This window comes from Corallococcus sp. AS-1-12 (assembly GCF_020036995.1).
Taxonomy (GTDB): Bacteria; Myxococcota; Myxococcia; order Myxococcales; family Myxococcaceae; genus Corallococcus.
This window is the reverse complement of sequence record NZ_JAIQDD010000011.1, coordinates 207679-231972: the sequence shown is the minus strand read 5'-3', so window position 1 is coordinate 231972 and position 24294 is coordinate 207679. Positions and strand designations below refer to the sequence as shown.

The following is a 24294-nucleotide window of genomic DNA, read 5'->3' as shown; positions in this document are numbered from 1 at the left end:
TCCGCTGGCCAGCGGATGTTTGAATGCGTTGGGAGCGCATGCCTATGGTTCGCGCGCCAGCGCCCCATGAAAAGCTCCCGCTCCTCTCCAAACGATGTCACGCAGGTCATGCGCCCCCCATCGCGGGTCAGCACGCCTCCGGATCCTCTGTTGGGGACGCAGTTGGGGGAGTTCGTCATCCAGGAGCGCATCGGCGCGGGCGGCATGGGCGTGGTGTACCGCGCCGTGCATCCGCTGATTGGCAAGCAGGTCGCCATCAAGGTCATGCGCATCGAGATGGTGTCGCAGCAGCAGGTGCAGCGCCTGCTGGTGGAGGCTCGCGCGGTCAACGCCGTCCGGCATCCGGGCATCATCGACATCTTCGGCTTTGGGACGCTCCCCGATGAGCGTCCCTACGTCATCATGGAGCTGCTTCAGGGACGGTCGCTCTCCGACTTCGTCCGCTCGAAGCGCCCCATGGACCTGGAGTCCGTCGTCTGGGTCATGGACCAGATGCTCTCCGCGCTCGGCGCCGCGCACCGTGCGGGCGTGGTGCACCGCGACCTGAAGCCTCCCAACGTCTTCATCGTCGAAACGCCATCGACTCCAGCCGCGGTGAAGCTGGTCGACTTCGGCATCGCGAAGTTGATGGAGTCGCGCGACAAGCCGCTGACCGCGGATGACATGGTCATCGGCACGCCGGAGTTCATGGCGCCCGAGCAGATCCGCGGCGACACCGTGGGGCCGGCGACCGACCTCTACGCGGCGGGCGTGCTGATGTTCCAGTTGCTCACTGGCGTGCGCCCCTTCCAGGGCGAGTCCGTCCAGGTGATGTTCGCGCACCTGGAGCAGTCGCCGCCGCTGCCTTCGTCACGCCTCCCGGGACTGCCACATGACGTGGACGCGCTGGTGCTTCAGCTCCTCGCGAAGAGTCCCGCGTCACGGCCGCCTTCCGCAGAAGCGGTGCGTGAGCAATTGAAGCGCATTCCGCTGCGCGCGCAGCCTCGCGCGCCGTCTCTCACCAAGACCGAGGTCCCCCTCCCAGCGGCTGACAACAGCCATACGCCCAGCACGCAAGAGGCCCTCAAGGCCATCCGCCAACCTCCGGGCATCGGCTGGGCGTTGCTTGGGACACTGGTGCTGCTGAGCGTGGGGGCCGGCGTCGTCCGGTTCCGCTCCGTGCCTCCTATCGTCGAGGAGAAGCTCCAGACCCCTCCAGTCCAGCCCGTGCTCGATGCGGGTTCAATGGATCCCAAGGAGCCTGAACCCAAGCCTCCCGAGCCAACGCCCCCTGAACCCAAGCCTCCCGAGCCCTCCGCACCTCTACCGGCTCCCAAGTTCTCCCAGCAGAAAAAGGACCTTCGTCAGCGCATCCAGAGGCTGCGCACGGAGTTGCTCCGCAGGAGCGCGAGCAAGCCAGAAGCCGCGGCGCTGAAGGCGCGGCTGCTCAATCTCGAGCGGTCCATCAAGTACGCGAGCACGGCAAAGGACTATGCGGCGGCCAGGGCCGCGCTGGACGATTGGGAAGATGACCTCGACCAGCAGTTCCTCCCGCGCTAACCCCGGTCCTCCTCGTCCGCCTCATCCAGCCCCTCCGGCGACTCCAACAACCGCCGGGCGCGCTCCATCATCTCCACCACGATCTGCCCGGCGGGCTGCACGGTGTCGATGCGCGCCATGCTCGCGCCTCCCGCGGGAAGACTCATCTCCTCCAGGTCTCCCTGCGTGTCCGGCGTGGGCAGGAACGAGCTGAACTTCGGCATCACGTACTGCACGTCCAGGACGCCCGGGAACAACCGCGTCGTCCCGATGGCCTCCGACTCCGCCGTGGGCGGCACGCTCGACTCGCGCCCTGCCCACTCGCGCACCACGCGGTTGCGGATCACCCGCATGCGCTTGCCCGGCCACTCCGGCCCGAACAGCGTCGTCATCGCCGTGTCGCCCGCGTCCCCGTCCACCAGCCGCTGCTTGTAGAGCGGGTGCGCGTGCGCCTCCACGGACGCCACCAGCCGCGTGCCCACCCAGACTCCGTCCGCCCCGTGATGCAGCGCTCGCGCCGCGCTGAACCCGTCCGCGATGCCTCCCGCCGCCAGCACCGGCACCGTGTCCGTCAGCTTCCGGAGCTCCTTCAGCAACGCCAACGCCGGCGTGCTGCCCAGGTTGCGGCCGCCCGCCTGCCGCCCCTGGGCGATGAGTCCCTCCACCCCGGCGTCCAGCGCCTGCCTCGCCAGCTCCACCGTGCCCGACTGCACCCAGACCCGCGTCCCCGCGGCCTGCAGCGCTTGGATCCACTCGCGCGGCGGCAGCGTCCAGTGGAACACCACCACCGGCACCTTCGCCGCGATGCACGTGTCCACGTGGTCCCGCGTCGTGAAGCCGTGCGGCTCCAGCCGGTCCACGATGAAGTCCACGCCGTAGGGCCTCCGCGTGCCCGCCTGGATGGCCTTCAGCCGCGCCTCCAGCACGCCCGGCGGCTCCGGCGCCGCGCCCAACACCCCCAGGCCGCCCGCCTCCGACACCGCCACCACCAGCGGCGGCAGGGACACGAACGCCATGCCCGCCCCGACGAAGGGGTAGTGGATGCCCAGTTCGTGCGTCAGCCGCGTCCTCAGCGTGTTGCCCTCCAACACGTAGATGGGCTTCGACCTCGGAGGGGCCTCCAGGCCCGCGCCATCGGACTCGCCGGCCTCCAGCGGCGCCTCGTCCTCGGAGGGAGCAGAGGGCTGGCCGGGTCGTCCGTCGTTCGCGCCGTTCATCGCGTCTCCCGAAAGGATGCTCACGTACCGAGCCTTCAAGATTAGCAGCGCGCCACGCTGATTCAGTCGCGGCCGGGCGGGGCCGTGCTCACTGGCCAGCAGAGCGGCCTCACTCGTCCGGGATGAGGCCGTCGGACCCCAGCCCCGCGTCCGTCAGCACCCTCCCCCGTCCCAGCCGCCGCGTCAGGGGCCGGTAGCGCTGCGCCACCAGCGTGCTCAACCGGAACGGCAGCTTCCGCTCCCGCTCCACCCGGCGGGCCTGCTCCACCAGCGCCTCGCGCGTCAGCCGCCGCGGCCCCTCCAACCCCACCAGGATGCGGTTGGTCGTGGTGGGCACCTCGAAGATGGACAGGCCGTGGAAGCTCACCTGGTAGGTGCGCACCATCGCGTCGTAGTGCGGGTTCCCCGCGGACTCCCAGACGTTGCTCACCACCACCCCGCCCCGCGTCAGCCGCGCGCGCACCGCGCCCAGGAACTCGCGCGTGGCCAGGTGCCCCGGAATCTGATCCGCCCCGTACGCGTCCAGGATGATGATGTCATAGGGCGGCCCGTCCGCTTCGATGAAGGCCCGCCCGTCCGCCACGTGCGCGCGCAGGAGCGCGTCCTCCTGGAAGCCGCAGTACTCCTTCGCGGCGTCCACCACCGCCGCGTCCAGCTCCACCACGTCGATGTGCGTGTCCGGCAGCACCGCGCGCAGGAACATGGGGATGGAGCCGCCCCCCAACCCGATGGCGAGGATGTTCTCCGGCTGGGGCACGAACGCCAGCGCCACCATCACCATGCGGGTGTACGGCAGCTCCAGCCGCAGCGGCTCGCCGGGCCACACCACGCTCTGGCGCGCCCCCCCGTCGCCGAAGCGAAGCGAGCGGCGCCCTTCCGCGTCCTCGGTGACGATGACGGGCCCGGAGCCGTCATCGCGTTCGTCCTCCAACGCCAGGGCCCGGGCTCCCTACTTCGCGTCCGTCACCGGCAGGGGCCCGCTGTCCAGCACCCGCTGCGCCGTCACCGCCGGCCCGAACTGCGGCGTCTGGATGGGCGTGCCCTGCGAGTCCTTCCCCTGGCTCAACGGAATGGCCTCCGCGTCCGGCAGGTAGCCCACGCGCAGGGACACCTCGCGCACGGTGGACAGCTCGCGCGTCTCCTCCGGGCCCGTGGGGTACGGCAGCGCGGTGCGCAGGGGCAGCGGCACCACCGCGCGGCGGCTCGCCGTGGCGCCTGGCTCCACGCGGCTGACCGCGGGCACCTCCGGCGCCTCCACCGCCAGGTCCTCCGGCACCGGCAGCAGCATGCGCGACAGCACCACCTTGCCGCCGGACAGGTCCACGTAGGCCCGCTCGGGCGCCAGCGTGAGGTGGCCGCTGAAGCCCACGTCCCACAGGCCGTCCAGCAGCAGCACGGCCTTCCGGGTCCGGTTGTGCACCGCGTAGGTGACGGCGAGCGTGTCCGCCTCGCGCGCCACCGACTCCACCTTCAGCTCCACGTCCGCCTGGGCCACGCGCTGTCCTCCTGGCTCCGCTGCTGGGGGCGCGGGCCGCTCCGGCGCCCGCGCACAGCCCACGATGATTGCCAGCGCCATGATGGCACCAGCGAGGCGGAACGTCCTCATCCCCCGCATCCTAGTAGCGCGGGCGGGTGGGCAGGTTCAGGTCGTCACGCAGGACGTTCTCTCCGGGACGGCCGCCCTGCACCACGTCCGGCGTGGACGGGTCCTGGTCCAGGTCGATGGGCAGGCCCACCGCGGAGGTCTCCAGGTTGCGCGTGCCGTTCTTGGAGCCCAGCGCCAGCGTGCCGTTGTTCATGTCCGAGGCGTGCACCAGCTCGTGGAACAGGCCCACCACCGGCGGGCGGTTCATCCACTCCTCGCTGCCCAGCGAGATGCGCGTGGTGTTGTAGTTCACCTGCGCGTCCGTGCCCTTGCCCGGCGTGCCGTCCGCGTTCATGAAGCCGTCGTTGAAGTTCGTGCCGCCCGCGCTGTTGCCGCTGGACGTCTCGCGGATGACCGTCTTCTTGCCGCTGGCGTCCAGCGTGCCCAGCAGCTCCTGGCCCGAAGGCAGCGAGCGCATCGCGTCCAGGTCCGACTGCACGCGCGCCTGGAACTCCGCGCTGCCCGTCACGGAGACGGAGGAGCCGCGCTGGTCCGCGTTCGTCATGTCGACGATCTCGCGCTCGCCCTCGGCCGCGTCGCAGGTGGCCTCGTTGTCCTCCACGTAGAGCTTGTCCGTGCCCGTGCCGCCCCGGACCGTGTCCTTGCCCTCGCCGCCCGCCACCGCGTCGTTGCCCGCGCCGCCAGACAGCGTGTCGTCGCCGCGCCCGCCGATGACCTGGTCGTCGCCCTCGCCGCCGAAGGCCCGGTCGTTGCCCGCGCCCGCGTCGATGTAGTCCCGGCCCTTGCCGCCCGACAGGGTGTCATTGCCGTCCAGGCCGTAGAGCACGTCGCGGCCCTCGCCGCCGTAGACGCGGTCATCACCCGCGCCGCCCTCCAGGTAGTCGTCGCCGTCCTGGCCCCTCAGCGTGTCGTTGCCCTCACCGCCGATGACGGTGTCGTTGCCCGCGCCGCCGATGAGCGTGTCGTTGCCCGCGCCGCCGGTGAGCTTGTCGTCGCCCTCACCGCCATCCAGGGTGATGTCCTGCGTGACGCTCTTGTCCACGGTGATGGAGTCGTTGCCCGCGCCGCCGTTGATGATGGCGCCCCGGGCCTGCTCCGCCGTCAGCGTCACCGTGTCGCTGCCGGACTTGATGGTCAGCCCGCCGTCCTTGTTCTGCGACACCGTCGCGGTGTTGTTGCCCGCGCCCAGGTCCACCACCGTGCGCCCGTCCGCGTTCGTGCTCACCTGCGGCGCGAGCGCCTTCGCCACGCCCTTGCCAATCTTGTCGAGGGCCGAACCGACGCTCGACGCGATGCCGCCCAGGAAGCCGCCGCCGTCCTTGTCCTTCTTCAGCGCCGTCTCCGTGGTGCGCACCTCCGACAACGGGGGGCGCGCCCCCGCGCGGGGCCCGGCGTCGAAGCCGTCCGACATCCGCTGCGTGACGGCGGCCTTCACCGCGTTGGGCTTCGCGGGCGTCGCGAGCGTCTTCGGCTGCGGGGTGCTGACAGGGGACGTCGTGCGCGAGCCGGGCTTGCCAATCGTGGTCATGTCGCTTCTCCCAGGTGACGGAGACACCTGGCCTGAGGGTCCCGGCGGCGGGTCGCCAGGGTCGGCCGAACGCCGACATTCCAGATTGTCGTGAACGTTTGCCGCCAGTTGCGTCGGCTGCCGGAAAACGACACGGCGCGGCACGGAAGCCCCTGGAATCGCTGTGTTTCTCAATTCCCAATCCCCGAGACGGTTTCCAGCTTTTCATGTATTACAGCTTCACCGCCTCCACCCCATTCGTCGGGGAACGGAGGACGGATGACGGGAGGGAGCACCGCATGAAGATGAAGACGTTGCTGTCCGCCGGGGTGGCGCTGGCCGCCGCGGCGTGGGCCGCACCGGGAGTGGCGGCCACGGCGAACGGCCCCATCTGCGACACGGCGGCCTACGTGAACTCGACCACCTATTACAGTTGCACCGGGAGCAGCCACACGGCGCTGGACATTGGTAACGGCACCTGCGGCGAGTGGAACCACCGGGGCATGCTGGTGGGCAACTACTACTATTACTACTACGGCGGCTGCGCGGGGGCCTGCTACGGCTCCACCTGCAACGGCGGCGCGGGCAACTACTACGTGGTGTCCGGCGCGAGCGGCTGGGACTTCCGCCAACTGCACTTCTACGCCAACGTCAGCTCCGGCACGAAGACGTGCGACCGCTGCGCGCTGGGGCTCGTGGGCGGCACGGGCAACGCCACCGGCCCGCACGTTCACGCGGACAACCGGCAGTACGGCACGCGCAAGTCGGCCTGGTACACCAGCGTCGGCACCACGTGCGGCACCAACGCCTACTGCAACAACCGGCTGGGCGTCCCCACGCTGTAGCCCGTGTGGCTCCGGGCGGGGGCCGCGTGCGCCCCGCCCGGCTGTTTCCGGCGCGCGTGCGCCCTTCCCTCCCTCACCGTGTGAGCCCCCTTCGACATGACCTCCCGTCCCCTCTTCAAGGTCGCGCTCGCCGGCCTCGTCCTCCTCGTCGCCCTGGGCGTCGTGTGGTGGCGGGGCTCGGCCGGGAGCAATGACGCCGGACCTCCGCTGCCCGTCGCGGCGACGCCTTCCGTGCCCACGGCCGCCGCCGGGAATGCGGCCACCGCGACGACTCCGCCCGCCGCGCGCACCGGACCGCGCGAGGAGATCCCCATGCCCGGGTGCTGGGACGGGCTGGCCGCGCTGGACAGGTCCGCGACGCTGGAGTCGCTGCACGCCGCCGTGGCCGCCGCCATCCAGGCGCGCGACACCGCGCTGGTGGCCTACCTCCAGGAGCGCCTGACGGAGCTGGTGGGCAACGACCCGGACCGCGCGCTGCAACTGGTGGCGTGGGCGGTGAGCGCGGCGCCGCCGGAGCCGGCCATCTACCTGGAGGCCCTCAAGGCCGCGCCCGCCGTGCGCCACCCGCGCGTCACGGAGAAGCTGATGTCCGTGGCCGAGGACAAGTCGCTGGCCACGACGGACCGCGCCTCCGCGCTGGACGCGCTGGAGACGCAGCACCGCTTCACGCCGGAGACGCGCGGCCGGCTCAAGGCCATCGCGCTGGACGACTCCGCGGACTCGGCCGCGTGGGTGGCCACGCGCACGCTGGGCCGGGTGATGAAGGAGGACTACGAGCGCACCGGCACGTATGCGCCGTACTGGAAGGACCTGCTGGACATCGGCACCACGTCGGAGGACACGGCGGTGCGGCTGCTCGCGCTGGAGATGCCGTCGTACTCCGACCCGCTGCTCGACCCGGACTCCATCGACGCGCTCTCCAAGGTGATGCGCACCGACAAGGAGCGCGACGTGCGCGAGATGGCCGCCTTCCGGCTCGCCGTCACGGAGGACCCGCAGAAGGCCCTGGCCGCGTACCGCGCCGCCTTCGACGGTGAGCAGGACCTGTGCGTGCGCTGGGCCTTCCTGCGCTTCGCGGTGCGCGCGGCCGGCGCGGACGCCCTGCCGCTGGTGGAGGAGTTCGCGCGCAAGGACCCGCGCCTGCGGCAGGACTATCTGGACTTCAAGGCGCTGTACGCCAGCGGCACCACGGACTTCGCGCGCATCTGGCTGGGCAAGAAGGAGCACCACGACTGCGTGGTCGAGGAAGGAGCGCCGCACTGATGGGCTCGCGAACGAGGAAGACCCGGGTGCTCTGGCTGGCGCTGTTGCCCGGCCTGGCCCTGGCGCAGGGCGCGCCCGTCGCCGTCCCCACCCAGACGGTCTGCACGGTGGAGGGCATGCTGGACGAGGTGCGCGTGGCCATGCGGACGGGCTCGCCCGCGTACCGCAAGTACGCGCGGCTGCGCTTGAAGGAGGCCGCCATCGCCCTGCCGCCGGAGGCCCTGGGCCGGGTGGTGAGCCAGGAGCGCGACCCCGCCGTGCTGGAGGCCGTGGGCGCGGCGCTGGCCACCAAGGCGAGCAACGCCCAGAAGCCGGAGCTGCTCCAGCCGCTGCTCTCCCGCGCGAGCCAGGACGCGGACCCCGGCCTGCGCGCCGCCGCCGTGCGTGCGCTCCAGGGCTCCCCGTCCGTGGAGTTCATGGCGAAGAACGGCGACGTGGTGAACTACGAACAGCTCGTGCGCGACAGCGCGCCGGAGGTGCGTCAGGCGGTGGTGGAGAACCTGGTGACGGAGAGCGCCGGCATCTACTTCGGCCACAACCCGGAGCTGGCGGAGGCGGCGGTGAAGGTCGCCACGGCCACGGACGACCCGGCGCTGGCAAAGCGCCTGCTGGGCGAGGTCTCCATGGAGGCCGCGAGCCCGGAGGTCGTGCGCAAGCTCACCCAGCAACTGCGTTCGGAGGACGCGGGCCTGCGCGCGGCGGCGGCGAAGGCGCTGGGCGGTGTGCCGGGCTCCGAGTCCGCGGGGGCGCGCCGCTCGCTCACGTCGCTGTACCGGAGCGACAGCGACCTGGCGGTGCGCAAGTCCGCGCTGGAGGGACTGGCGCGGCTGGGCCAGTCCGGCGCCCGGCCGCTGCTGGAGTCCCTGCGCGGCGTGGACAAGCGCCTGGATCCGGAGATCGACGCGTGGCTGTCCGCGCTCCAGAAGAACCTCCAGGAGTGGCACCTCATCCAGCGGGAGAAGCAGCGCCTGTCGCCCTGAGTGCGTCCCTCCCGGCGCGGTTGTTCCATGGCGGGCATCCCTCGTGCCCGGCCCCTGCTGAAAAGGTGGCCGGGCGGCGGGGAGTGCGACAGGTTGAGGGGGCCATGTCCGACAGCGGTTTCGGCTCGTCCACCCTCGCCCTGGCGCTCGTTGGCAGCGCCGTCACCGTCCTGTCCACCAGCCTGGGCGCCGTGCCCGCCCTGGCCATGGGCGGCATCTCCCAGCGCACCAAGGACGTGCTGATGGGCTTCAGCGCGGGCGTGATGCTCGCGGCCACGGCCTTCTCGCTCGTCGTCCCCGCCATCCACCTGGCGGAGGAGCGCTCCACGTCGCGCTTCGTGCCCGCGCTGGTGGTGGGCGGCAGCATGCTGGTGGGCGGCCTGTTCCTGCACCTGTGCAACCGCTTCATCCCCCACGAGCACTTCATCAAGGGGCAGGAGGGCAACGCGGAGGCGGTGAACCTGAAGCGCATCTGGCTGTTCGTGCTGGCCATCGCGCTGCACAACTTCCCGGAGGGCCTGGCGGTGGGCACCGGCGTGGGCAGCCGCTCCATGACCATCGCCGTGCCCATCCTCGTGGGCATCGGGCTGCAGGACATCCCGGAGGGCTTCGTCGTCGCGCTGGCGCTGATGGGCGTGGCGTACAGCCGCAAGCAGGCGGTGCTGGTGGCGCTCTACACGGGGCTGGTGGAGGGCGTGGCCGCGCTGGTGGGCTTCTTCGCCACGTCGTTCGCGTCGGGCGTGCTGCCGTGGGCGCTCGCGTTCGCGGGCGGCTCCATGCTGTACGTCGTCAGCGACGAGATGATCCCCGAAAGCCACCGCCAGGAGTACGCGAAGGAGGCCACCGCCGGGCTGATGGTGGGCTTCGTGCTGATGATGTTCCTGGACGTGACGCTGAGCTGATGCTTTGCGTGCGCGCGAGCCGCGTCTGTGTCCTGGAGGACACCCGGCTGCCGCAGCCCCGGGTGGCCCGGACGTGGTAGTTTCAGCCGCATGTCTGTGTCGGATCGAACCCGCGTCGACGGGGCCCCCGGGGAGTCGAAGGACAAGGGCGCGCGCCCGGACGAAGAGGCGCAGGAGGCCGCGCTCCACGTGACGCTGCCGTATGAGCAGGCCCGCCGGCCGGGGGACCTGCCCACGGTGCGCCGCTTCCGCCTGTCCGTGGTGGAGGGCCCGGGCGCGGGCACGGTGTGGGAGTCCACGGCGGACACCTGCTCGGTGGGCTCGCATCCGCTCAACGACTTCGCGGTGGAGGACTCCACCGTGTCGCGCTTCCACTGCGAGGTGCGCATCGGCCCCAAGGGCCCGCAGGTGAAGGACCTGGACAGCCTCAACGGCGTCATCGTGGACGGCGTGCAGGTGGTGGAGGGCATCCTGCGCAGCGGCAGCCTGCTGCGGCTGGGCCGCGTGGTGCTGCGCTTCGATTTCAGCGCGGAGAGCAACCGGCTGCCCCTGTCGGAGCTGACGCGCTTCGGCACGCTGGTGGGCACGTCCGTGGCCATGCGCGGCTGCTTCGCGATGATGGAGCGGGCCTCCGCACGCGACGTCACGGTGCTGCTGGAGGGCGAGACGGGCACGGGCAAGAGCCAGGCGGCGCTCGCCATCCACCAGGCCAGCCGGCGCAAGGACGCGGCCTTCCTGGTGGTGGACTGCGGCGCCATCCCCGCGCACATCCTGGAGAGCGAGCTGTTCGGCCATGAGAAGGGCTCCTTCACCGGCGCGGTGAGCCGGCGCGCGGGCGTCTTCGAGGAGGCCGACGGCGGCACCGTCTTCCTGGACGAGATTGGCGAACTGCCCCCGGAGCTGCAGCCCAAGCTGCTGCGCGTGCTGGAGAACCGGGAGATCCGCCGGGTGGGCAGCAACACGTACCAGCCGGTGGACGTGCGGCTCATCGCGGCCACGCACCGCGACCTGCGCGCGGAGGTGAACGCGGGCCGCTTCCGCTCGGACCTCTTCTTCCGGCTCGCGGTGCTGAGGATCGCCATGCCCTCCTTGCGCCAGCGGCCGGAGGACCTGCCCATGCTGGTGTCGGGCATCCTGGCGTCGCTGGGCGCGGATCCGGAGCGCACGGGCGCGCTGCGCACGCCGGAGTTCCTGTCGCGCCTGAGGCACGCGGCGTGGCCGGGCAACGTGCGCGAGCTGCGCAACCACCTGGAGCGCTGCCTGGTGTTCGAGGACGCGCTGCCGCTGGCGGAGGAGGACTCGCGCCCGGAGGGCAGCCCGCTGGAGCTGGACCTGTCGCGGCCGTACGCGGAGCAGCGCCGGCGCGTGGTGGACGACTTCGAGCGCAGGTATCTGCGGGCGCTCCTGGAGAAGCACCAGGGCAAGGTGGCCCAGGCCGCCGTCACCGCCGGCATGGACCGCGTGCACTTCTACCGGCTCCTGCGCCGGCACGGCATCAAGCCGTAGGCGGCTTCAGCGCCGGGAGGAGAGCCGCCAGCGCTCGGGAGCCTCCGGCACCGGGCTGGCCATGAAGTCCGCCTCCAGCCCCCGCAGCGCCGCGCCGGTGACGATGGGCGTGGCGGCTTCCGCGTCGTCCCGCACCCAGCCGGGCAGGTGGAGCAGGCCCCCTTCCCCGCCCGCCCCGTCCCACGCGGAGGCCGTGGACTCCGTCCAGCCGTGGGCCTCTTCGCGTGACGTCAGCCGGTCCACGTGCACGGTGACGTGCAGGCGCGCGTCGGAGGGCCCCTGGCCCGTCAGCGCGAGCCCCACGTCCAGCACGCGTGCGCGCAGCTCCCGCTCCCGGCGCACGTCGTCCGGGAGGCTGGCCACGGCGAGCAGGCACGCGCCGCCCATCACCCGCACCTCCAGCCCGGCCTCGCGCGCCAGGGTACTCGCGCGCTCCAGGCTCGCGTCCAGGTCCTCCATGGCGCCCGCGTCCGGTGCTCCCGTGAGCCGGGCCTCCACGTACAGGCCCACCGCGCGCGGCACCTCCACCGGCGCCGCGCCTCCCAGCACCGCGCCCCGCAGGTCCTCCAGGAGCGCGTCCACGTCCGGGTGGCGCTCCTCGCGCGCCTTGCGCAGACAGCGCAGCACCACCGCGTCCAGCGCGGCGGACACCGGCGCGTGCTCTCCGGGGCGCGGCGGCGGCGCGTGCAGGTGCTGCTGCTCCACCTCGTGGCGCGTGGTGCCCTGGAAGGGCGGCATGCCCGTGAGCAACTGGAAGAGCAGCACGCCCGCGGCGTACAGGTCCGTGCGCGCGTCCGGCACCTCGCCGCGGATCTGCTCCGGCGCCATGGACAGCGGCGTGCCCAGCACCACGCCGGTGTGCGTGAGCGACGAGCTTCCCGGCGCGCCCGGCACCAGCCCCTTCGCCACGCCGAAGTCCACCAGCTTCACGGCGGGCCCGCCGCGCCCCGGCGCCAGCCGCACCACGTTCTGCACCTTCAGGTCGCGGTGCACCACGCCCGCCGCGTGCGCCACCCGCAGCGCCGCGCCCACCTGCTCCATCACCTCCAGCACCTCGCGCGGGGACAGGGGTCCTCGCGTGGCCAGCTCCGCCGCCAGGTCCTGCCCCTCCAGCCACTCCATGGCGATGAAGGGACGTCCGTCCGACAGCTCGCCGTACCCCAGCACCGTGACGATGTGCGGGTGGCGCAGCCGCTGGAGCGTGGCCGCTTCACGCCGGAAGCGCCGCAGCGCCACCGCCGCTGCGGCCACCTGCGGGTGCAGCACCTTCAGCGCCGCGGGCACGCCGGTTCGCGCGTGCCGCGCCCGGTACAGCGCGGACACCGGGCCGTGGACCTGGACCCGGTCCACGACCCACTCGCCCACGAGCGCGCCGGGCCGCAGCTCCTCGCCGTAGAGGGACTCCTCGCCGTTGCCCGCCATGGGCTACCACTTGCCCCGGGACGTCTCCTGCGGCGGCGGGGGCTCCGTCCAGCGCTTGCACAGGTCGAGGTGCTGCTCATCCACCAGGTCGCACGCGCCATTCAGGTAGACGGTGATGGGCTCCTCCCAGACGCGGCCGGACGTGTCCTTGCAGAGCTCGAAGTCGCCGTCGCCCGCCAGCAGCGGGCCGTCCTGCGTCTTGCACTGGCGGGCGATGCTCGCGTCGGGGGTCCAGCACGGGCCCGTCACGGTGGCCGCGCAGTCCTCCTCCGTGCCCGGCAGCGCGCACACGCGGTAGGTCGCGTAGGCCCGGCCGTACACCCAGCCCGGGTCGTAGCAGGAGTAGAGGTCCTTGAAGATGGGCTTCGACTGGCGGCCCTTCGGGCGGTTGACGGTGTAGCGGTCCTTCGACCCCGCCACCAACGTCACCGTCACGTTGATGTCGCCGCGGAGCGCCTCCGTGCCGAAGAGGTTGCCGTAGAAGGCGCCCTCGCGGACCCGGTACACGGCGCGCTCGGAGAGCGGCGCCTGCACGCCGGCGGAGACGCCCACGGTCGCCGTGCCCTCCACGTCGCTGTCCCAGGGCGCGGTCATCACCGTGAAGTACCCACCCGCCGCGGGGCAGGTGAAGGTCACGGAGGGGTCCGTGTCCGTGGAGGACGAGGGGTCCGTGGACTCCGGCACGCACCCCTGGCTGGACGCCACGTGCCGCGCGTCCGCCTTGTCGCAGCCGGCGATGCCCCGGCACACGCGCAGCACCATGCGCGCTTCGGAGCTGGAGCCCAGCGGCGTCCCGGACGGGCAGATCGCCGGGCCTCCCGCGCCCACGGAGATGGTCTGGTTCGCCGGGCACCACCCCACCGAGTGCATCTTCCAGCCGCAGTCCCGATCCGCGCCCAGCGTCTGGGAGTCGCACGGCACGGCGCTGTTCACCGACGACGTCGCGGTCGGCACCTGGTCCAGCGGCACCGACCACGGGTCCAGCGAGAACGGCTCCGCGATGGAGGCCGCGGGCTCACGGATCTCGCCGCGCATGGACAGCTCCACGCGGTAGCCCAGGCCGTTGTTGCGCGACAGGAGGCACGCCGTCACGCGCCGGAGGCACGCGTCGCCCGGCGCCTGCGTGCGCCACCACGGGCAGAGGCCCGCGGAGCCGGCCCATTCACTGCGCTGGGAGCCGGCGGACAGGAAGGGGTTGAGCCACTCGAGCGTCTCCCCTTCGCCCAGCGCGCAGCTCACCAGGTACGCCATGAAGCGCTGCGCGTACGGGTCGCGGAGCTGGTGGTTGACGAGCGCGCTGTCCGCGCCGGGGCTCATCACGTCGGGGTCGAAGAGGGACTCCAGCGAGTGGGTGGACAGCGCCTCGTTGGCGTCGTGGTTCGCGGCGATGGCGTTGAGCACCAGCTCCCGCGTGAGGAGCGAGTTGGCGATGCGGATGTCCGCCTCGCTCTTGCCGAGCGCCACGTCCGCGTCGGCGCTGGAGGTGGTGTCTTCCGGGAGCGCGGGCTCGCAGCCGGTCAGGGCCAGCAACAGGAAACACCAGGGGACTCGGAGGACGGAGGAGGCCATCGCGCGAACACTCCTTGGGCAGGATTCGGAAATGGGAGGGGAAGGAAACCCCAGGCGCGGCCTTCTTGTCTCCCTGTAGCGCGAAAGGTTACGTGCGCGGCACCGTGTAGCGTTTCCCGTTACAGCGCTGCGGGTGCGAGCGCGGCACGCAATGCGTGGAAACGCGTAGACCACAGCGGGGCTTCCGCCACGGCGGGTCTGGCGCGCTCGAGCCACGCGCGGGCTTCTTCCATGGCGCCCGTGCGGCGCGCGATGCCGGTGGCCTGCAGGAGGATCTCCGCCTTCTCATCCGGCGAAGCCAGCGCGTCCGCCTCCGCGTGGAGCGCGGCCCAGTCCGCCGCACGGAAGGCGCCGGTGGCCTGTTGATGGACCTGGATCTCCACCAGCCGCCGCATGATGGCGGTGGGCGGCAGGGACTCCGGCGGACAGCGCTCCGAAATCCAGGCGAGCTGGCGGGCCGCCGCCGCCTCGTCTCCCGCGGCGGCCTGGATGCGGGCGATGAGCAGCGCGTCCACGGGCACGGGGTGTTCGCGGAAGAAGCGCACTCCCAGCTCGTGCGCTCGCTGCGCGAGGGGGAGCGCTTCGTCCAGGCGGCCCTGCATGTAGAGGACCTCCGCCAGGTTGAAGGTGGACCAGCGCTCCATCTGCGCGTGGGCCAGCTCCCGGCCCAGGGCCATGGCCTTTCGCAGGTCCGCCTCCATGCGGGGCACGTCTCCCTGGCGGAGCCACAAGAGGACGCGGTTGCACAGCACGGCGGCCTTGTGCAGTCCGTCGCCCGCGGCCTCGCAGCGCTCCAGGGCTTCGTCGAAGCGTTCGGCGGCCTCCGGTGCGCGGTCCAGGAAGGTGAGGGCCGCGCCCAGCAGGGCCAGGGAGACGACCAGCGTCTCGTGATCCCTGGCGCGTTCAGCGCCCTCGGCGGTGGAGGTGAGCACGCGGGCCGCGGCGGCCCACTCGCCCTGACGCACGTGCAGGCGGCCGCGGGCGAGGCCACAGCGGAGGGACAGGCGCGGCGCGTCCAGGGGTTCGATGGCGTCGAGCGCTTCGCGCGTGCAGGCGGCGGAGCCCTCCGAGTCCTCCATCCAGTCGCGCGCGGTGGCTTCCTCCAGCAGCAGGTCCACTTCGAGCGCGGCGTCGCCCCGGACGCGGGCCAGGGCGCGCGCGGCGGACAGGTCCGCGAGGCTTTCGCGGAAGCGCTGGAGGCGGTGGCGCACCTTGCCCCGTCCCGCGAGCGCCTGGGCCCGGCGCGCATCGTCGGACTCCGGGAGCAGCGCGAGCGCGCGCGTGTAGTGCTGCTCCGCTTCCACGGGAAGGTGTCCGGAGCGGGCCTCCTCCGCGAGCGCCAGGTAGTCGCGCGAGGCCTCCAGGTGGGCGCCGCAGACGGCCGCGTGGTGGGCCCGGCGGCGGCGCTCCGCCACGTCGTCGCCTACGCTGGCCTTGAGCGCGGCGGCGTGCAGCGCGCGGCGGGGCGCGGGAGGCAGCAGGGCCTCCAGGGCCTCGCGCAGGAGCGGGTGGCGGAAGGCGAAGCGGCCCGGGCCGGTGGGCCGCAGGAGGCCCGCGCGGGTCAGCCGTTGCAGGCCCGCGCCCGCGTCCAGCGCGGCGGCGCGAGACAGCTCCGGTCCAGCGGTCAGGTGGCGAAGGGCCGCGTCCACGCGCGCGACATCCACCTCCGTGCCCAGCACCGCGCACAGCCGCGCGAGCACCCGGTGGGCCTCCGGGAGGCCCGCGAGCACGCGTGGGGCCAGCCGTTCAAAGAGCGGCGTGACGGAGACGTCCAGCAGCGCGTCCGGCGCGACGTACCATCCGCCCCCCGGCGCCGAGCGCAGGGCTCCGGCGGCGCGGAGCGCGCGAGCCAGCTCGACGAGGGACAGGGGCACGCCCTGCGCCAGTTGTTCCAGGCGCGCGAGCACGGGTTCGGGGATGTGCTCCGCGGGGCGCAGCAGGTGGACGAGCACCGCGCGGCTCGCCTCCGGCGACAGGGGCGGCAACGTGTGGCGGGAGACGTGGGCGCTGCGCTCGCCCAGGTGGGGACGCAGGCCCAGGAGCGAAGGACGTCCGGCGACGCAGATCCAAAGGGGTGCCCGAGGCCCTGCGAGCGTGGCGCGTTCGAGCACATCCAGGCTCAAGGGATCCGCGAGGTGCGCGTCGTCCAGCAAAAGCACGAGCGGGGCTTCACGGGCCTGGGCGAGGAGTGCCTCGGCCAGGATGCGGGGCTCCGCGGAAGGACGGCCCACGACGGCGCGCAGGGCATCCAGGAGGGAGTTGGACAGCGACGCATCCGGCGGGGGCGCGCGCAGACGCACGACCCGCGCGTGGCCCGCGGACTCCAACTGGACCGCGAGCGCCTTGAGCAACCGTGACTTGCCATGCCCCACCTCGCCGGTGAGCACGCCCAGGCCCGGAGCCGAGGACGACAGGCTCCGCGCAGCGTCCGCGCTCAGTGCCTCCAGCAGCGAGTCGCGGCCAACGAATGGAGGGGGCTCGCCATCAACGCGAGCGCCGTCCTCGTCATGGAGGCGCAGACGGAAGACCGCTCCGCCTGTCCCCTCCACGGCCGCTCGCGGCACAGCGGCGTCACCCGTCGCGGCGAGTTCGTCCTCTCTGGCCGCATGCGACGGAGTGGACTCGCCGGTGACGGGCTCGATCCAACCGGGCTCGAGCCGCGCGACCGCTTCCGGTGTCACCCGCACTTCGCCCTGCGCGAGCGCCCTGCCCCACCACGTCTCCGGCCGCTCCAGCGCGGCACCGGCGATGCGCGGCAACGTGGTGCCCGGATGCACGTACAGCACCGCGACGTGCAACACCGCCGAGGCCTCTCCGGACTCCACCAGTCGCCGCGCCGCGAGCGCGCCCGCGCGCACGTTCGCCTCCGCGGACAATGACTCGCAGAAGACGAGCAGGTAGCCACCCGCCGCGACCCGCGCCACCACTCCGCCAAACGGCTCCAGCGTCGCGGCCAGCCCCTCCACCGACGCGGCCGTGCGCAGCCCCAGCACCGCCACCGGCCGCGCGCCCGCGAACGTCGCCAGCCCCTGCGCCGGCCGCGCATCCCTCGCCCCGACGACGGCAGGCAGCGAAGGCCCTTCCGCGCACGCCGCCTCGAACGCGGCCAGCACCTCCTCCGCGCTCGCGTACCGCTCCGCCGGCTCCTTGGCCAGACACCGCGCCACCACCGCGTCCAACGCCACCGGGACCGGGGCCCGCTCCGACACGCGCGGCGGACGCTGGCTCACGTGGCCTTCGCGCACCTCGTCCGGCGTGCCGTGGAACGGCGGCGTCCCCGTGAGCAGCTCGAAGAGCAGCACCCCCAACGCATAGATGTCCGCCGCCGGACCCGCCCCGCGCGCGTCCAGGCACTGCTCCGGCGCCATGTAGACCGTCGTGCCCGCGCGGTTCCCCGCCTCCTCCGCCGGCCCCGCGTCCATCCACCGCGCGAGCCCGAAGTCCAACAGGCTCAGCGCGCCACCTTCGCGCAGGAAGATGTTCTCCGGCTTGAGGTCCCGGTGCGCGACCCCCACCGCGTGCACGCGCGCCACCGCCGGACACAGCCCCGTCAGCAGCTCCCGCACCCGCGCCACGGACGCCGCGCCCGTCCCTGGCAGCGCCGCCATCCACGCCGCGAGCGTCTGCCCTCGCAGCAGCTCCTGCACCAGGAAGGGCCTGCCCCCCACCCGCCCCTCCTCCAGCACCTCCGGGACCGTGGGAGGCCCGACGCGCCGGAGCGCCTCCGCCTCGTGGGCGAAGCGCGCATGGTGCGGCCCCAGCCCCACCTTGAGCGCCACCTCGCGGCCGTCCGACTCGCGCACCGCCGTGAAGACGTGGGCAAAGCCCCCCACCCCCAACAGGGCGGCACCGGACAGGCCGGGGACGTCGGGAATCGCCAGCGGCTCCAGGGGGACACCGGCCCCGGCGGCGACGCCATTCACGGGGCACGCCGCGCCGGGCGCGAGGCGGCGGTGGCAGACCGGACAGCGCATGCGGATGCCCGAAGGCTACCAGAGCGCCCGCGCCAGGACGATGCCCACCCCCACCAGCCCCTCGCCCGCGATGAGCCCGGCCGCCAGCGTCACGCCCGGCCCTTCCGTCGCGGGCCGCCACCGCCGGGCCAGCTCCCACCCCAGCCCGCCCAGGAAGAACCCCAGGCACGTGGAGGCAGGCAGCAGACACGCCAGCCCCATGCCCACCGCCGAGGGCGTCCAGCGGCGAAAGCGCTCCGGCAGCGCCTGCTCGCCCAGCGTGAGGACGGCCGCCGCCCCCGCCGCCCACGCCATGGCAATCCGCAGGTCCGCGGAGACGGCATCCAGCCCCGACGCCAGCACCCGCGCCACGCCCGCCGTCACCGTCGCGGCCGGCGCCGGGAAGCGCTCCGAGCCCAGCACCGACGGCTCCGGCACCAGCAGGTAGAACAGCGGCACCACCACCAGCGCCCCCACGACACACCCCATCAACTGGGCCAGGAACACGCGGCGCGGATTCGCGCCCAGCAGGTGCCCCGCCTTCAGGTCCGTGAGCAGGTCCGCGGAGGAGGACGCCGCGTTGACCGTGATGCCCGCGGTCGCCAGGTTCGCGCGCACGTCCCCAGGCAGCAGCACGCCATACGTGAGCTGCGTCACCTGCCCCAGCGCGCCCACGGGGCTCACGTCCGTCTCCCCGGTGACACGGCAGGAGATGAGGCACAGCACGAACGACAGCGCCACCGCGAGCAGCGCGTGCGGCACCGGCACGTCGAAGCCCACCCGCGCCAGCGCCACCGTCGCGGGCGTCAGCACCAGCATCCCCGCCACCCACCACCGCCCGGGCACCTGGAGCGCCTCAATGGGATGCGGCGCCTGACGCGGCCCGCGCAGCCCCCGCAGCGCCCGGCCCCACACGCGGGCCTGGAGCGCGAACTGCAACAGCGACGCGGTGGTGAGCGCCGCCGCCCCCGGCCACAGCGCCCACGCGAGGAAATCCCCCTCCGGGGCCACCACCCCCGCCACCATCAACCGGGGCGCGATGACGCCATGGACGACGAGCGCCCCCAGCCACATGGACGCGGTGACCCGCACGCCCAACAGCGCGCCTCCGCCCACCGGCATCAACCCCGTCTCCAGCGCGAACCCCAACCGCTCCAGCGACACCCCACCCCACGTCCCGGGAAACGCATACGCATACGGCACGCGCCCGAACCCATCCCGCGCGAGCGTCAACACGCCCGCGACAAGCCCGCCCACGCCCAGCATGCGCAGCCGGGGCCCCGCCGCCTCCCCTCCCGAGTGCAGCGCGCGAGCCGTGGCCGCCGCGGCCGTCCCGGACGCGAACGGGAGCTGCTCCCGGTCCACCAACTGCCGCTTGAGCGGCACCGCGAACAGCACCCCCAGCGCGGACAGGAGGAACGTCCACGCCAGCAGCGTCACCCCCGGCAGGTGGTGCCCCGTCGTCAGCAGCCACGCCCCCTGCACCGACACGAGCGCGCCGCCCGTCGCGTACCCCGCCGACGACGCCACCGTCTGCGCGCACCCCAGCTCCAGCAGGGACAGCGGGCTGCCGGCGACGCGGGGGCCCAAGCGCCGCAGCGCCCCATGCGCCGCGGACGCGAGCAGCGCGGCGGTCACGGCCACGCCGAACGCCACGCCCGTCTTCAGGCCCGCGTAGAGGTTGGTGGCGCAGGTGAGCACGCCCAGCCCCGCGCCCAGGAGCACCGCGCGCAGGGTGAGCTGGGGCAGCCGGTCGCCCTGGTACACGTGCTCCAGCCAGTAGGTGTCCACCTCCGCCTGCGTCCCGCCGGGGATGCTCAGCAGCGTCAGCGAGGCGTCGGAGGGCGTGTCCCCGGCGGGGACGGCTCGGGGGGCGGGGGCCGGCATGGGCCGCCCATCCTCTCCCTTCGTCCCCTCCCGCGCCACCTCCCCGGCCCCGCCTGCTCCGGGATGTCTCAATCCCTGTCGCCCCCGACCGCCCAATCACAGGCACGCGGATGTCACAGACTCCAATCTGATTTCATGGGACATCCAGGACTCCCAGGAGCATACTCAATGTGAACCGAGCCAGCACTCATGGTGAGAAGGCGTCCGGTTCCGGAGTTCCCCGATGCTCCACGTCACCCCCAACTGGAAGCGCCTCGTCCTGTCCGCGATGGTGCTCTCGACTCCCCTCATGGCCGGCTGCACGGCCGAGCCCCCGCGCGAAGCGCCGACGGCCGCCGTGCGCCAGGACCGGGCCCGCGACGCGCTGAAGATGTCGAAGCTGTACGCGCAGTGGAAGCAGCAGCACGCGGATGCCACCCAGATGCCGCTCGACCTGGGCGACGCGGACCAGTACGCCTTCCTGATGAAGCGCCTGGAGGCGGCGGGCAACACGCCGGCCAACTCGCCTCGCCTGTTCTCCACCCTGTCGCGGCAGCGCGAGCGCGTGCTGGCGGAGAAGGCCTCCGGCCAGGTGAAGGCCCAGACCACGACCGCCGAGTGGTGCGGCCACCTGCTGCCCCTGGAGGAGATTGCGCACGGCGGTGGTGAGACGACGTTCCAGGGCTCGGGCTACCTCACCTGCGCTGGCGGGGCGGACTACTCCTACGTGGACTTCAACGCGTACTCCACGACGCCGGACCGCCAGGAGTTCCAACTGCTGGCCACGACGGCCACGGAGGACTACCTGGCCAAGACGCTGGAGACGGATCCGCTGAACGTGGTGCTGGACGCGGGTCCGGACCGGGTCCTGTATTACGACTCCGTGGCCATGGCCTACGACGAGGCCAGCGGCCGGATGGAGACCTTCTACTCCACCGCGGACACCACGGTGCTGCTCCTGCCGCCGGGCCTGAACTTCGACCACCCGCGCGAGCTCATCGGCACGGGGCTGGCGGGCAACGCCATCCGCACCTGCCTGGAGCGCGGCTCCGCGACGGGCGCGCTGGACTGCGACTACACGCTGGCGAAGAAGGACGCGGCCGGCAACATCACCGCCTTCGCGGGCGGCTACACGGGCGTGGCGGCGGTGAATGCCCTGACGTCCGTGGCCGCGAAGAAGTGGCTGCCGGACACCACGGCCTACTGGCCCACGCCGGGCGCGTTCAACTCCGCGAAGCTGTACCTGCCGGCGCGGGGCACCTACGTGACGGGCCTGCCGTCCAACTGCACCGTGACGGCGGTGAAGAGCGAGGTGAACATCGTCCTCCTCAGCGCGGGTGGCCGCTGCAAGGTCAACAACGTCACGGCCACCACGCCGGGCACGGTGGTGCTCACGGGCAGCCTGCCGCTGGGCACCGGCCCGGACGCGTCCAGCATCCCCTTCAACGGGCTGATGGACCTGGGCACGGACTGCCTGGCGCACGAGCAGGACGTGGCGATGCAGGCCTTCACCACCGTGAACGCGACGTGCCCCCGCTCCGGCGGCGGCTTCAGCCCGGTGACGCGCGTGGGCTTCCGCCGGCTGGCGGTGCTGGACTTCAAGAACAGTTGCCTCGCGGCGGGCACGCGCGTGCTGCGCGCGGACGGCAGGTCCGTCCCCGTGGAGTCCGTGAAGGTCGGTGACCGCGTGCTGTCCAGCGCGGACGGCCGCGCCCTCACCGTCACCACCGTGACGAAGGGCACCGAGTCCCAGCCCATGGTGCGCCTGAAGGCGGGCAAGGGCCAGGACGTGCTCGTGACCAACACCCACCCCATGGTCAGCCGCACCCGCGGCGTCGTGACGGCGGGCGAGCTCGCCGTGGGCGACGTGCTCGTGACGAAGGACGGCGAGGCGACGCTGGCCTCCGTGGAGCGCGTGCCCTTCAAGGGCCAGGTCTACAACCTGACCCTGGGCACGGACGCGGAGCTGGTGGACGTGGGCGCGAAGGAGCACACGCTCATCGCCAACGGCTTCCTGGTCGGTGACGCGCGCATGCAGACGGACCTGGCGCGGGAGAAGCACCGGCCCGTCGCCTCGGACGTGCTGGCCGCGCTGCCCGCCGCTTGGCACGCGGACTACCTGAACAGCCGCCGCTGAGGCGTCACGCCTCGCGCGAGCGCAGCAGGTAGAAGACGTAGCCGTAGCTGTCCCCGTGGCGGCGGTACAGGCTCACCTCCTGTTCCGCCGCCGCGATGACCTCGCGCAGGGCCGCGTCCGCGGTGGGGCGCAGCCGTTCGATGCGCTGGAGGAGCGGCGTGTAGTAGTCGTCCCACCACGCGGACGCGGGCAGCGTGAAGGTGTCCAGCACCGTGAAGCCCGCCGCCTCCGCGCTGGCGCGGTTCTGGGCGAGGGTGCCCATGGACGGGTACCCGGCGGCCCAGAAGCGCACCGCCTCCGGGGGCCGGACGTCCGTGAGCCACGTGCACTCGGTGACGGCCACCTGCCCACCGGGCGCGAGCAACGGCCGCCACTGGCGCAGGCCCTGCTCGAAGCCCATCAGGTAGATGGCGCCCTCGGACCAGAGCAGATCGACGGACGCAGGCGGCAGCGACAGCGCGCGCATGTCCTCCTGGCGCGTGACGATGGCGTCCGACAGGCCCTGCTCGCGGGCCTCGCGCTCCAGCCGGTCCAGGTAGGGCCGGTGCAGGTCCACGGCGGTGACGCGCGTGCCCAGCTCCCGCGCGAGCACCAGCGACTGCCGGCCGGTGCCCGCGCCCAGGTCCAGCACGCGCGGCGAGGGCGGCAGCGGGGACAGGCGCCGCAGGGCCTCCCGGGTGCTCTCGTCGCTGCCGGGGCCCAGGCGGGGCAGCTCGTTGTAGAGGGTGAAGAAGGCGTTGACCGTCTGGCGCAGCTCGCCCGCGCTGCGCTTCACGTTGCCCTGGAGCAGCGGGACGCGCTTCCAGTGCTCCTCGATGCGCTGCTTGAAGAGCTCCGGCATGGGCAGGTCCGCGCGCAGCGTGGTCCACGTGTCGAGCGCGACCTCCACGGCGCCCTTCACCACCGGGAGGACGTCCTCGTCTGCGAGGCCCAGCTTGCGCGCCAGTCGCTCGAAGCTCTGGAGCGACACATCCTCGAAGCGCTTGGACTTCGCCAGGTTCAGCGCGAGCTGATCCTGCGGCATGTACTGGATGGTGGAGACGAAGTCGTACGCGGGCGACAGCGTGGGGCGCGTGCCGTCCGGGTAGAAGAGGGACCAGTTCTTGTGGTGCGCGTCGCCGTTGCCGCACGCGACGATGAACACCAGCCGCCGCAGGAACTCCTGGAGCGCGTCCAGGCCCGCGACCTTGAGCAGCACGTTGGCGATGGTCTCGTAGTTGTACTTCTTGTACTTCTCGTCGGAGTACAGCCCCAGCACCTGCGCCAGGTCCTCCATGTGCACGCGGCGGCCGGGGGACGGCCGGTCGAAGCGGCGGATGGCGTAGGCCAGGTCCTCGCGCAGGGTGATGCCCTCCGGCAGACCGTGCAGGTCGGAGACCGGGAGCAGTTGGAGCTCCGGCACGTCGATGCCGGTGGCGCGGGCCCAGGTCATCACGGACAGCTCGTTCTCCGGCACGCGGTCGTAGCGGTTGTCCGGCAGCTTGACGATCCAGTCTCCGCCCAGGCCGCCCATGGGCAGCGTCATGCCCCGGTCTCGCCGGAGCATGGAGAACTTGAGCTGCACGCCCGCGAGCGAGAAGCGCAGCGGCTCACCGTCCGACACGGGCTCGGCGGGGGCGTCCGTCAGGGGCGCGTCGTGGCCGGCGAGCTCGCCCGCGGGCCGGACGATGACGGCGCCGGAGAGGTCCGCGCCCAGGTGGGCGATGAAGAAGAACTCGCGCTGCCGGGCGATGTGCTGGCGTTCGGAGATGAGGTCGCGCAGCGGGCCTTCGGGCAGCAGGTTGGAGAAGAACGGCGGCAGCCGCATGCGGCTGGTGTGGCGGCGCGACAGGTCGTCCTCGAAGAACTGGCCCAGCACGGGGCGCGGGTAGCGCTGGCGGTAGTCCTCGGAGAGGCTGAACTCGATGCGCTCGTCCGCGAGCAGCGTGAGCGTGCCGACGTGCACGTCGCCCATGAGGACGTCGAGGATGCCCGTGGTGGACACGGGGAGCGTGGGGTCCATG

The 24294-nt window shown here is 72.7% G+C and carries 16 protein-coding genes; 7 read left to right on the top strand and 9 right to left on the bottom strand.

Annotated elements, in window-relative coordinates; translation table 11 throughout:
- Positions 1 to 108 precede the first annotated feature (108 nt).
- Positions 109 to 1539 carry a serine/threonine-protein kinase gene (locus K8556_RS20185; RefSeq protein ID WP_223741701.1) on the top strand — a complete coding sequence of 477 codons (1431 nt, stop codon included), beginning with the start codon at positions 109 to 111 and terminating at the stop codon, positions 1537 to 1539.
- Here the strand turns inward: K8556_RS20185 and K8556_RS20180 are convergent.
- From K8556_RS20180 to K8556_RS20165, 4 genes are all read right to left on the bottom strand, one after another.
- Positions 1536 to 2759 (bottom strand): nitronate monooxygenase, encoded by a 1224-nt coding sequence (locus tag K8556_RS20180; RefSeq protein WP_223741700.1) that lies wholly within the window; start codon positions 2757 to 2759, stop codon positions 1536 to 1538. The two genes, K8556_RS20185 and K8556_RS20180, sit on opposite strands and share 4 nt — an antisense overlap.
- An 85-nt stretch (positions 2760 to 2844) precedes the next feature.
- Complete coding sequence (locus K8556_RS20175; protein ID WP_223741699.1) at positions 2845 to 3666, bottom strand: spermidine synthase; 822 nt, start codon at positions 3664 to 3666, stop codon at positions 2845 to 2847.
- Positions 3667 to 3684: 18 nt separating this feature from the next.
- Positions 3685 to 4341, bottom strand: a complete 657-nt coding sequence (locus tag K8556_RS20170; RefSeq protein WP_223741698.1) for a hypothetical protein — start codon at positions 4339 to 4341, stop codon at positions 3685 to 3687.
- 10 nt (positions 4342 to 4351) lie between these two features.
- Entirely contained in the window at positions 4352 to 5869 is a 1518-nt protein-coding gene (locus K8556_RS20165) for a M91 family zinc metallopeptidase (RefSeq protein WP_223741697.1), read from the bottom strand.
- Positions 5870 to 6147: 278 nt separating this feature from the next.
- Here K8556_RS20165 and K8556_RS20160 point away from each other — a divergent pair, with 278 nt between their 5' ends.
- The 5 genes from K8556_RS20160 to K8556_RS20140 all read left to right on the top strand — a co-directional run bounded on the left by K8556_RS20160 (position 6148) and on the right by K8556_RS20140 (position 11344).
- Positions 6148 to 6693 carry a M23 family metallopeptidase gene (locus tag K8556_RS20160; RefSeq protein WP_223741696.1) on the top strand — a complete coding sequence of 182 codons (546 nt, stop codon included), beginning with the start codon at positions 6148 to 6150 and terminating at the stop codon, positions 6691 to 6693.
- 96 nt (positions 6694 to 6789) lie between these two features.
- Positions 6790 to 7956 carry a HEAT repeat domain-containing protein gene (locus tag K8556_RS20155; RefSeq protein WP_223741695.1) on the top strand — a complete coding sequence of 389 codons (1167 nt, stop codon included), beginning with the start codon at positions 6790 to 6792 and terminating at the stop codon, positions 7954 to 7956.
- Complete coding sequence (locus tag K8556_RS20150) at positions 7956 to 8936, top strand: HEAT repeat domain-containing protein (protein WP_223741694.1); 981 nt, start codon at positions 7956 to 7958, stop codon at positions 8934 to 8936. The genes K8556_RS20155 and K8556_RS20150 overlap by 1 nt, the downstream gene beginning before the upstream one ends.
- A gap of 104 nt (positions 8937 to 9040) precedes the next feature.
- Complete coding sequence (locus tag K8556_RS20145; RefSeq protein ID WP_223741693.1) at positions 9041 to 9838, top strand: ZIP family metal transporter; 798 nt, start codon at positions 9041 to 9043, stop codon at positions 9836 to 9838.
- 90 nt (positions 9839 to 9928) lie between these two features.
- A complete protein-coding gene (locus K8556_RS20140; RefSeq protein WP_223741692.1) occupies positions 9929 to 11344 on the top strand; it encodes a sigma 54-interacting transcriptional regulator in 1416 nt (471 codons plus the stop codon).
- A gap of 6 nt (positions 11345 to 11350) precedes the next feature.
- Here K8556_RS20140 and K8556_RS20135 read toward each other — a convergent pair whose 3' ends face one another.
- The 4 genes from K8556_RS20135 to K8556_RS20120 all read right to left on the bottom strand — a co-directional run bounded on the left by K8556_RS20135 (position 11351) and on the right by K8556_RS20120 (position 20175).
- Positions 11351 to 12766 carry a serine/threonine-protein kinase gene (locus K8556_RS20135; protein ID WP_223741691.1) on the bottom strand — a complete coding sequence of 472 codons (1416 nt, stop codon included), beginning with the start codon at positions 12764 to 12766 and terminating at the stop codon, positions 11351 to 11353.
- A gap of 3 nt (positions 12767 to 12769) precedes the next feature.
- Complete coding sequence (locus tag K8556_RS20130) at positions 12770 to 14335, bottom strand: hypothetical protein (protein ID WP_223741690.1); 1566 nt, start codon at positions 14333 to 14335, stop codon at positions 12770 to 12772.
- Positions 14336 to 14454: 119 nt separating this feature from the next.
- Positions 14455 to 18309, bottom strand: coding sequence for a serine/threonine-protein kinase PknK (locus K8556_RS20125; RefSeq protein WP_223741689.1), 3855 nt, complete (start codon positions 18307 to 18309; stop codon positions 14455 to 14457).
- 15 nt (positions 18310 to 18324) lie between these two features.
- The gene (locus tag K8556_RS20120) at positions 18325 to 20175 is read right to left on the bottom strand and encodes an OPT family oligopeptide transporter (RefSeq protein ID WP_223741688.1); all 1851 of its coding nucleotides are present in this window, start codon (positions 20173 to 20175) and stop codon (positions 18325 to 18327) included.
- 223 nt (positions 20176 to 20398) lie between these two features.
- On the opposite strand from K8556_RS20120, the gene K8556_RS20115 reads away from it, so the two are divergent.
- Positions 20399 to 22291, top strand: coding sequence for a Hint domain-containing protein (locus tag K8556_RS20115; RefSeq protein WP_223741687.1), 1893 nt, complete (start codon positions 20399 to 20401; stop codon positions 22289 to 22291).
- A gap of 4 nt (positions 22292 to 22295) precedes the next feature.
- On the opposite strand, the gene K8556_RS20110 is transcribed toward K8556_RS20115, so the two are convergent.
- Entirely contained in the window at positions 22296 to 24293 is a 1998-nt protein-coding gene (locus tag K8556_RS20110) for a HipA domain-containing protein (protein WP_223741686.1), read from the bottom strand.
- Position 24294 lies beyond the last annotated feature (1 nt).

Coding starts and splice junctions, on each gene's coding strand:
- K8556_RS20145 (WP_223741693.1), top strand. CDS start 9,041: ATGTCCGACAGCGGTTTCGGCTCGTCCACCCTCGCCCTGGCGCTCGTT.
- K8556_RS20110 (WP_223741686.1), bottom strand. CDS start 24,293: ATGGACCCCACGCTCCCCGTGTCCACCACGGGCATCCTCGACGTCCTC.
- K8556_RS20140 (WP_223741692.1), top strand. CDS start 9,929: ATGTCTGTGTCGGATCGAACCCGCGTCGACGGGGCCCCCGGGGAGTCG.
- K8556_RS20150 (WP_223741694.1), top strand. CDS start 7,956: ATGGGCTCGCGAACGAGGAAGACCCGGGTGCTCTGGCTGGCGCTGTTG.
- K8556_RS20155 (WP_223741695.1), top strand. CDS start 6,790: ATGACCTCCCGTCCCCTCTTCAAGGTCGCGCTCGCCGGCCTCGTCCTC.
- K8556_RS20120 (WP_223741688.1), bottom strand. CDS start 20,175: ATGCCGGCCCCCGCCCCCCGAGCCGTCCCCGCCGGGGACACGCCCTCC.
- K8556_RS20115 (WP_223741687.1), top strand. CDS start 20,399: ATGCTCCACGTCACCCCCAACTGGAAGCGCCTCGTCCTGTCCGCGATG.
- K8556_RS20125 (WP_223741689.1), bottom strand. CDS start 18,309: ATGCGCTGTCCGGTCTGCCACCGCCGCCTCGCGCCCGGCGCGGCGTGC.
- K8556_RS20160 (WP_223741696.1), top strand. CDS start 6,148: ATGAAGATGAAGACGTTGCTGTCCGCCGGGGTGGCGCTGGCCGCCGCG.
- K8556_RS20185 (WP_223741701.1), top strand. CDS start 109: ATGCGCCCCCCATCGCGGGTCAGCACGCCTCCGGATCCTCTGTTGGGG.
- K8556_RS20170 (WP_223741698.1), bottom strand. CDS start 4,341: ATGAGGACGTTCCGCCTCGCTGGTGCCATCATGGCGCTGGCAATCATC.
- K8556_RS20165 (WP_223741697.1), bottom strand. CDS start 5,869: ATGACCACGATTGGCAAGCCCGGCTCGCGCACGACGTCCCCTGTCAGC.
- K8556_RS20135 (WP_223741691.1), bottom strand. CDS start 12,766: ATGGCGGGCAACGGCGAGGAGTCCCTCTACGGCGAGGAGCTGCGGCCC.
- K8556_RS20130 (WP_223741690.1), bottom strand. CDS start 14,335: ATGGCCTCCTCCGTCCTCCGAGTCCCCTGGTGTTTCCTGTTGCTGGCC.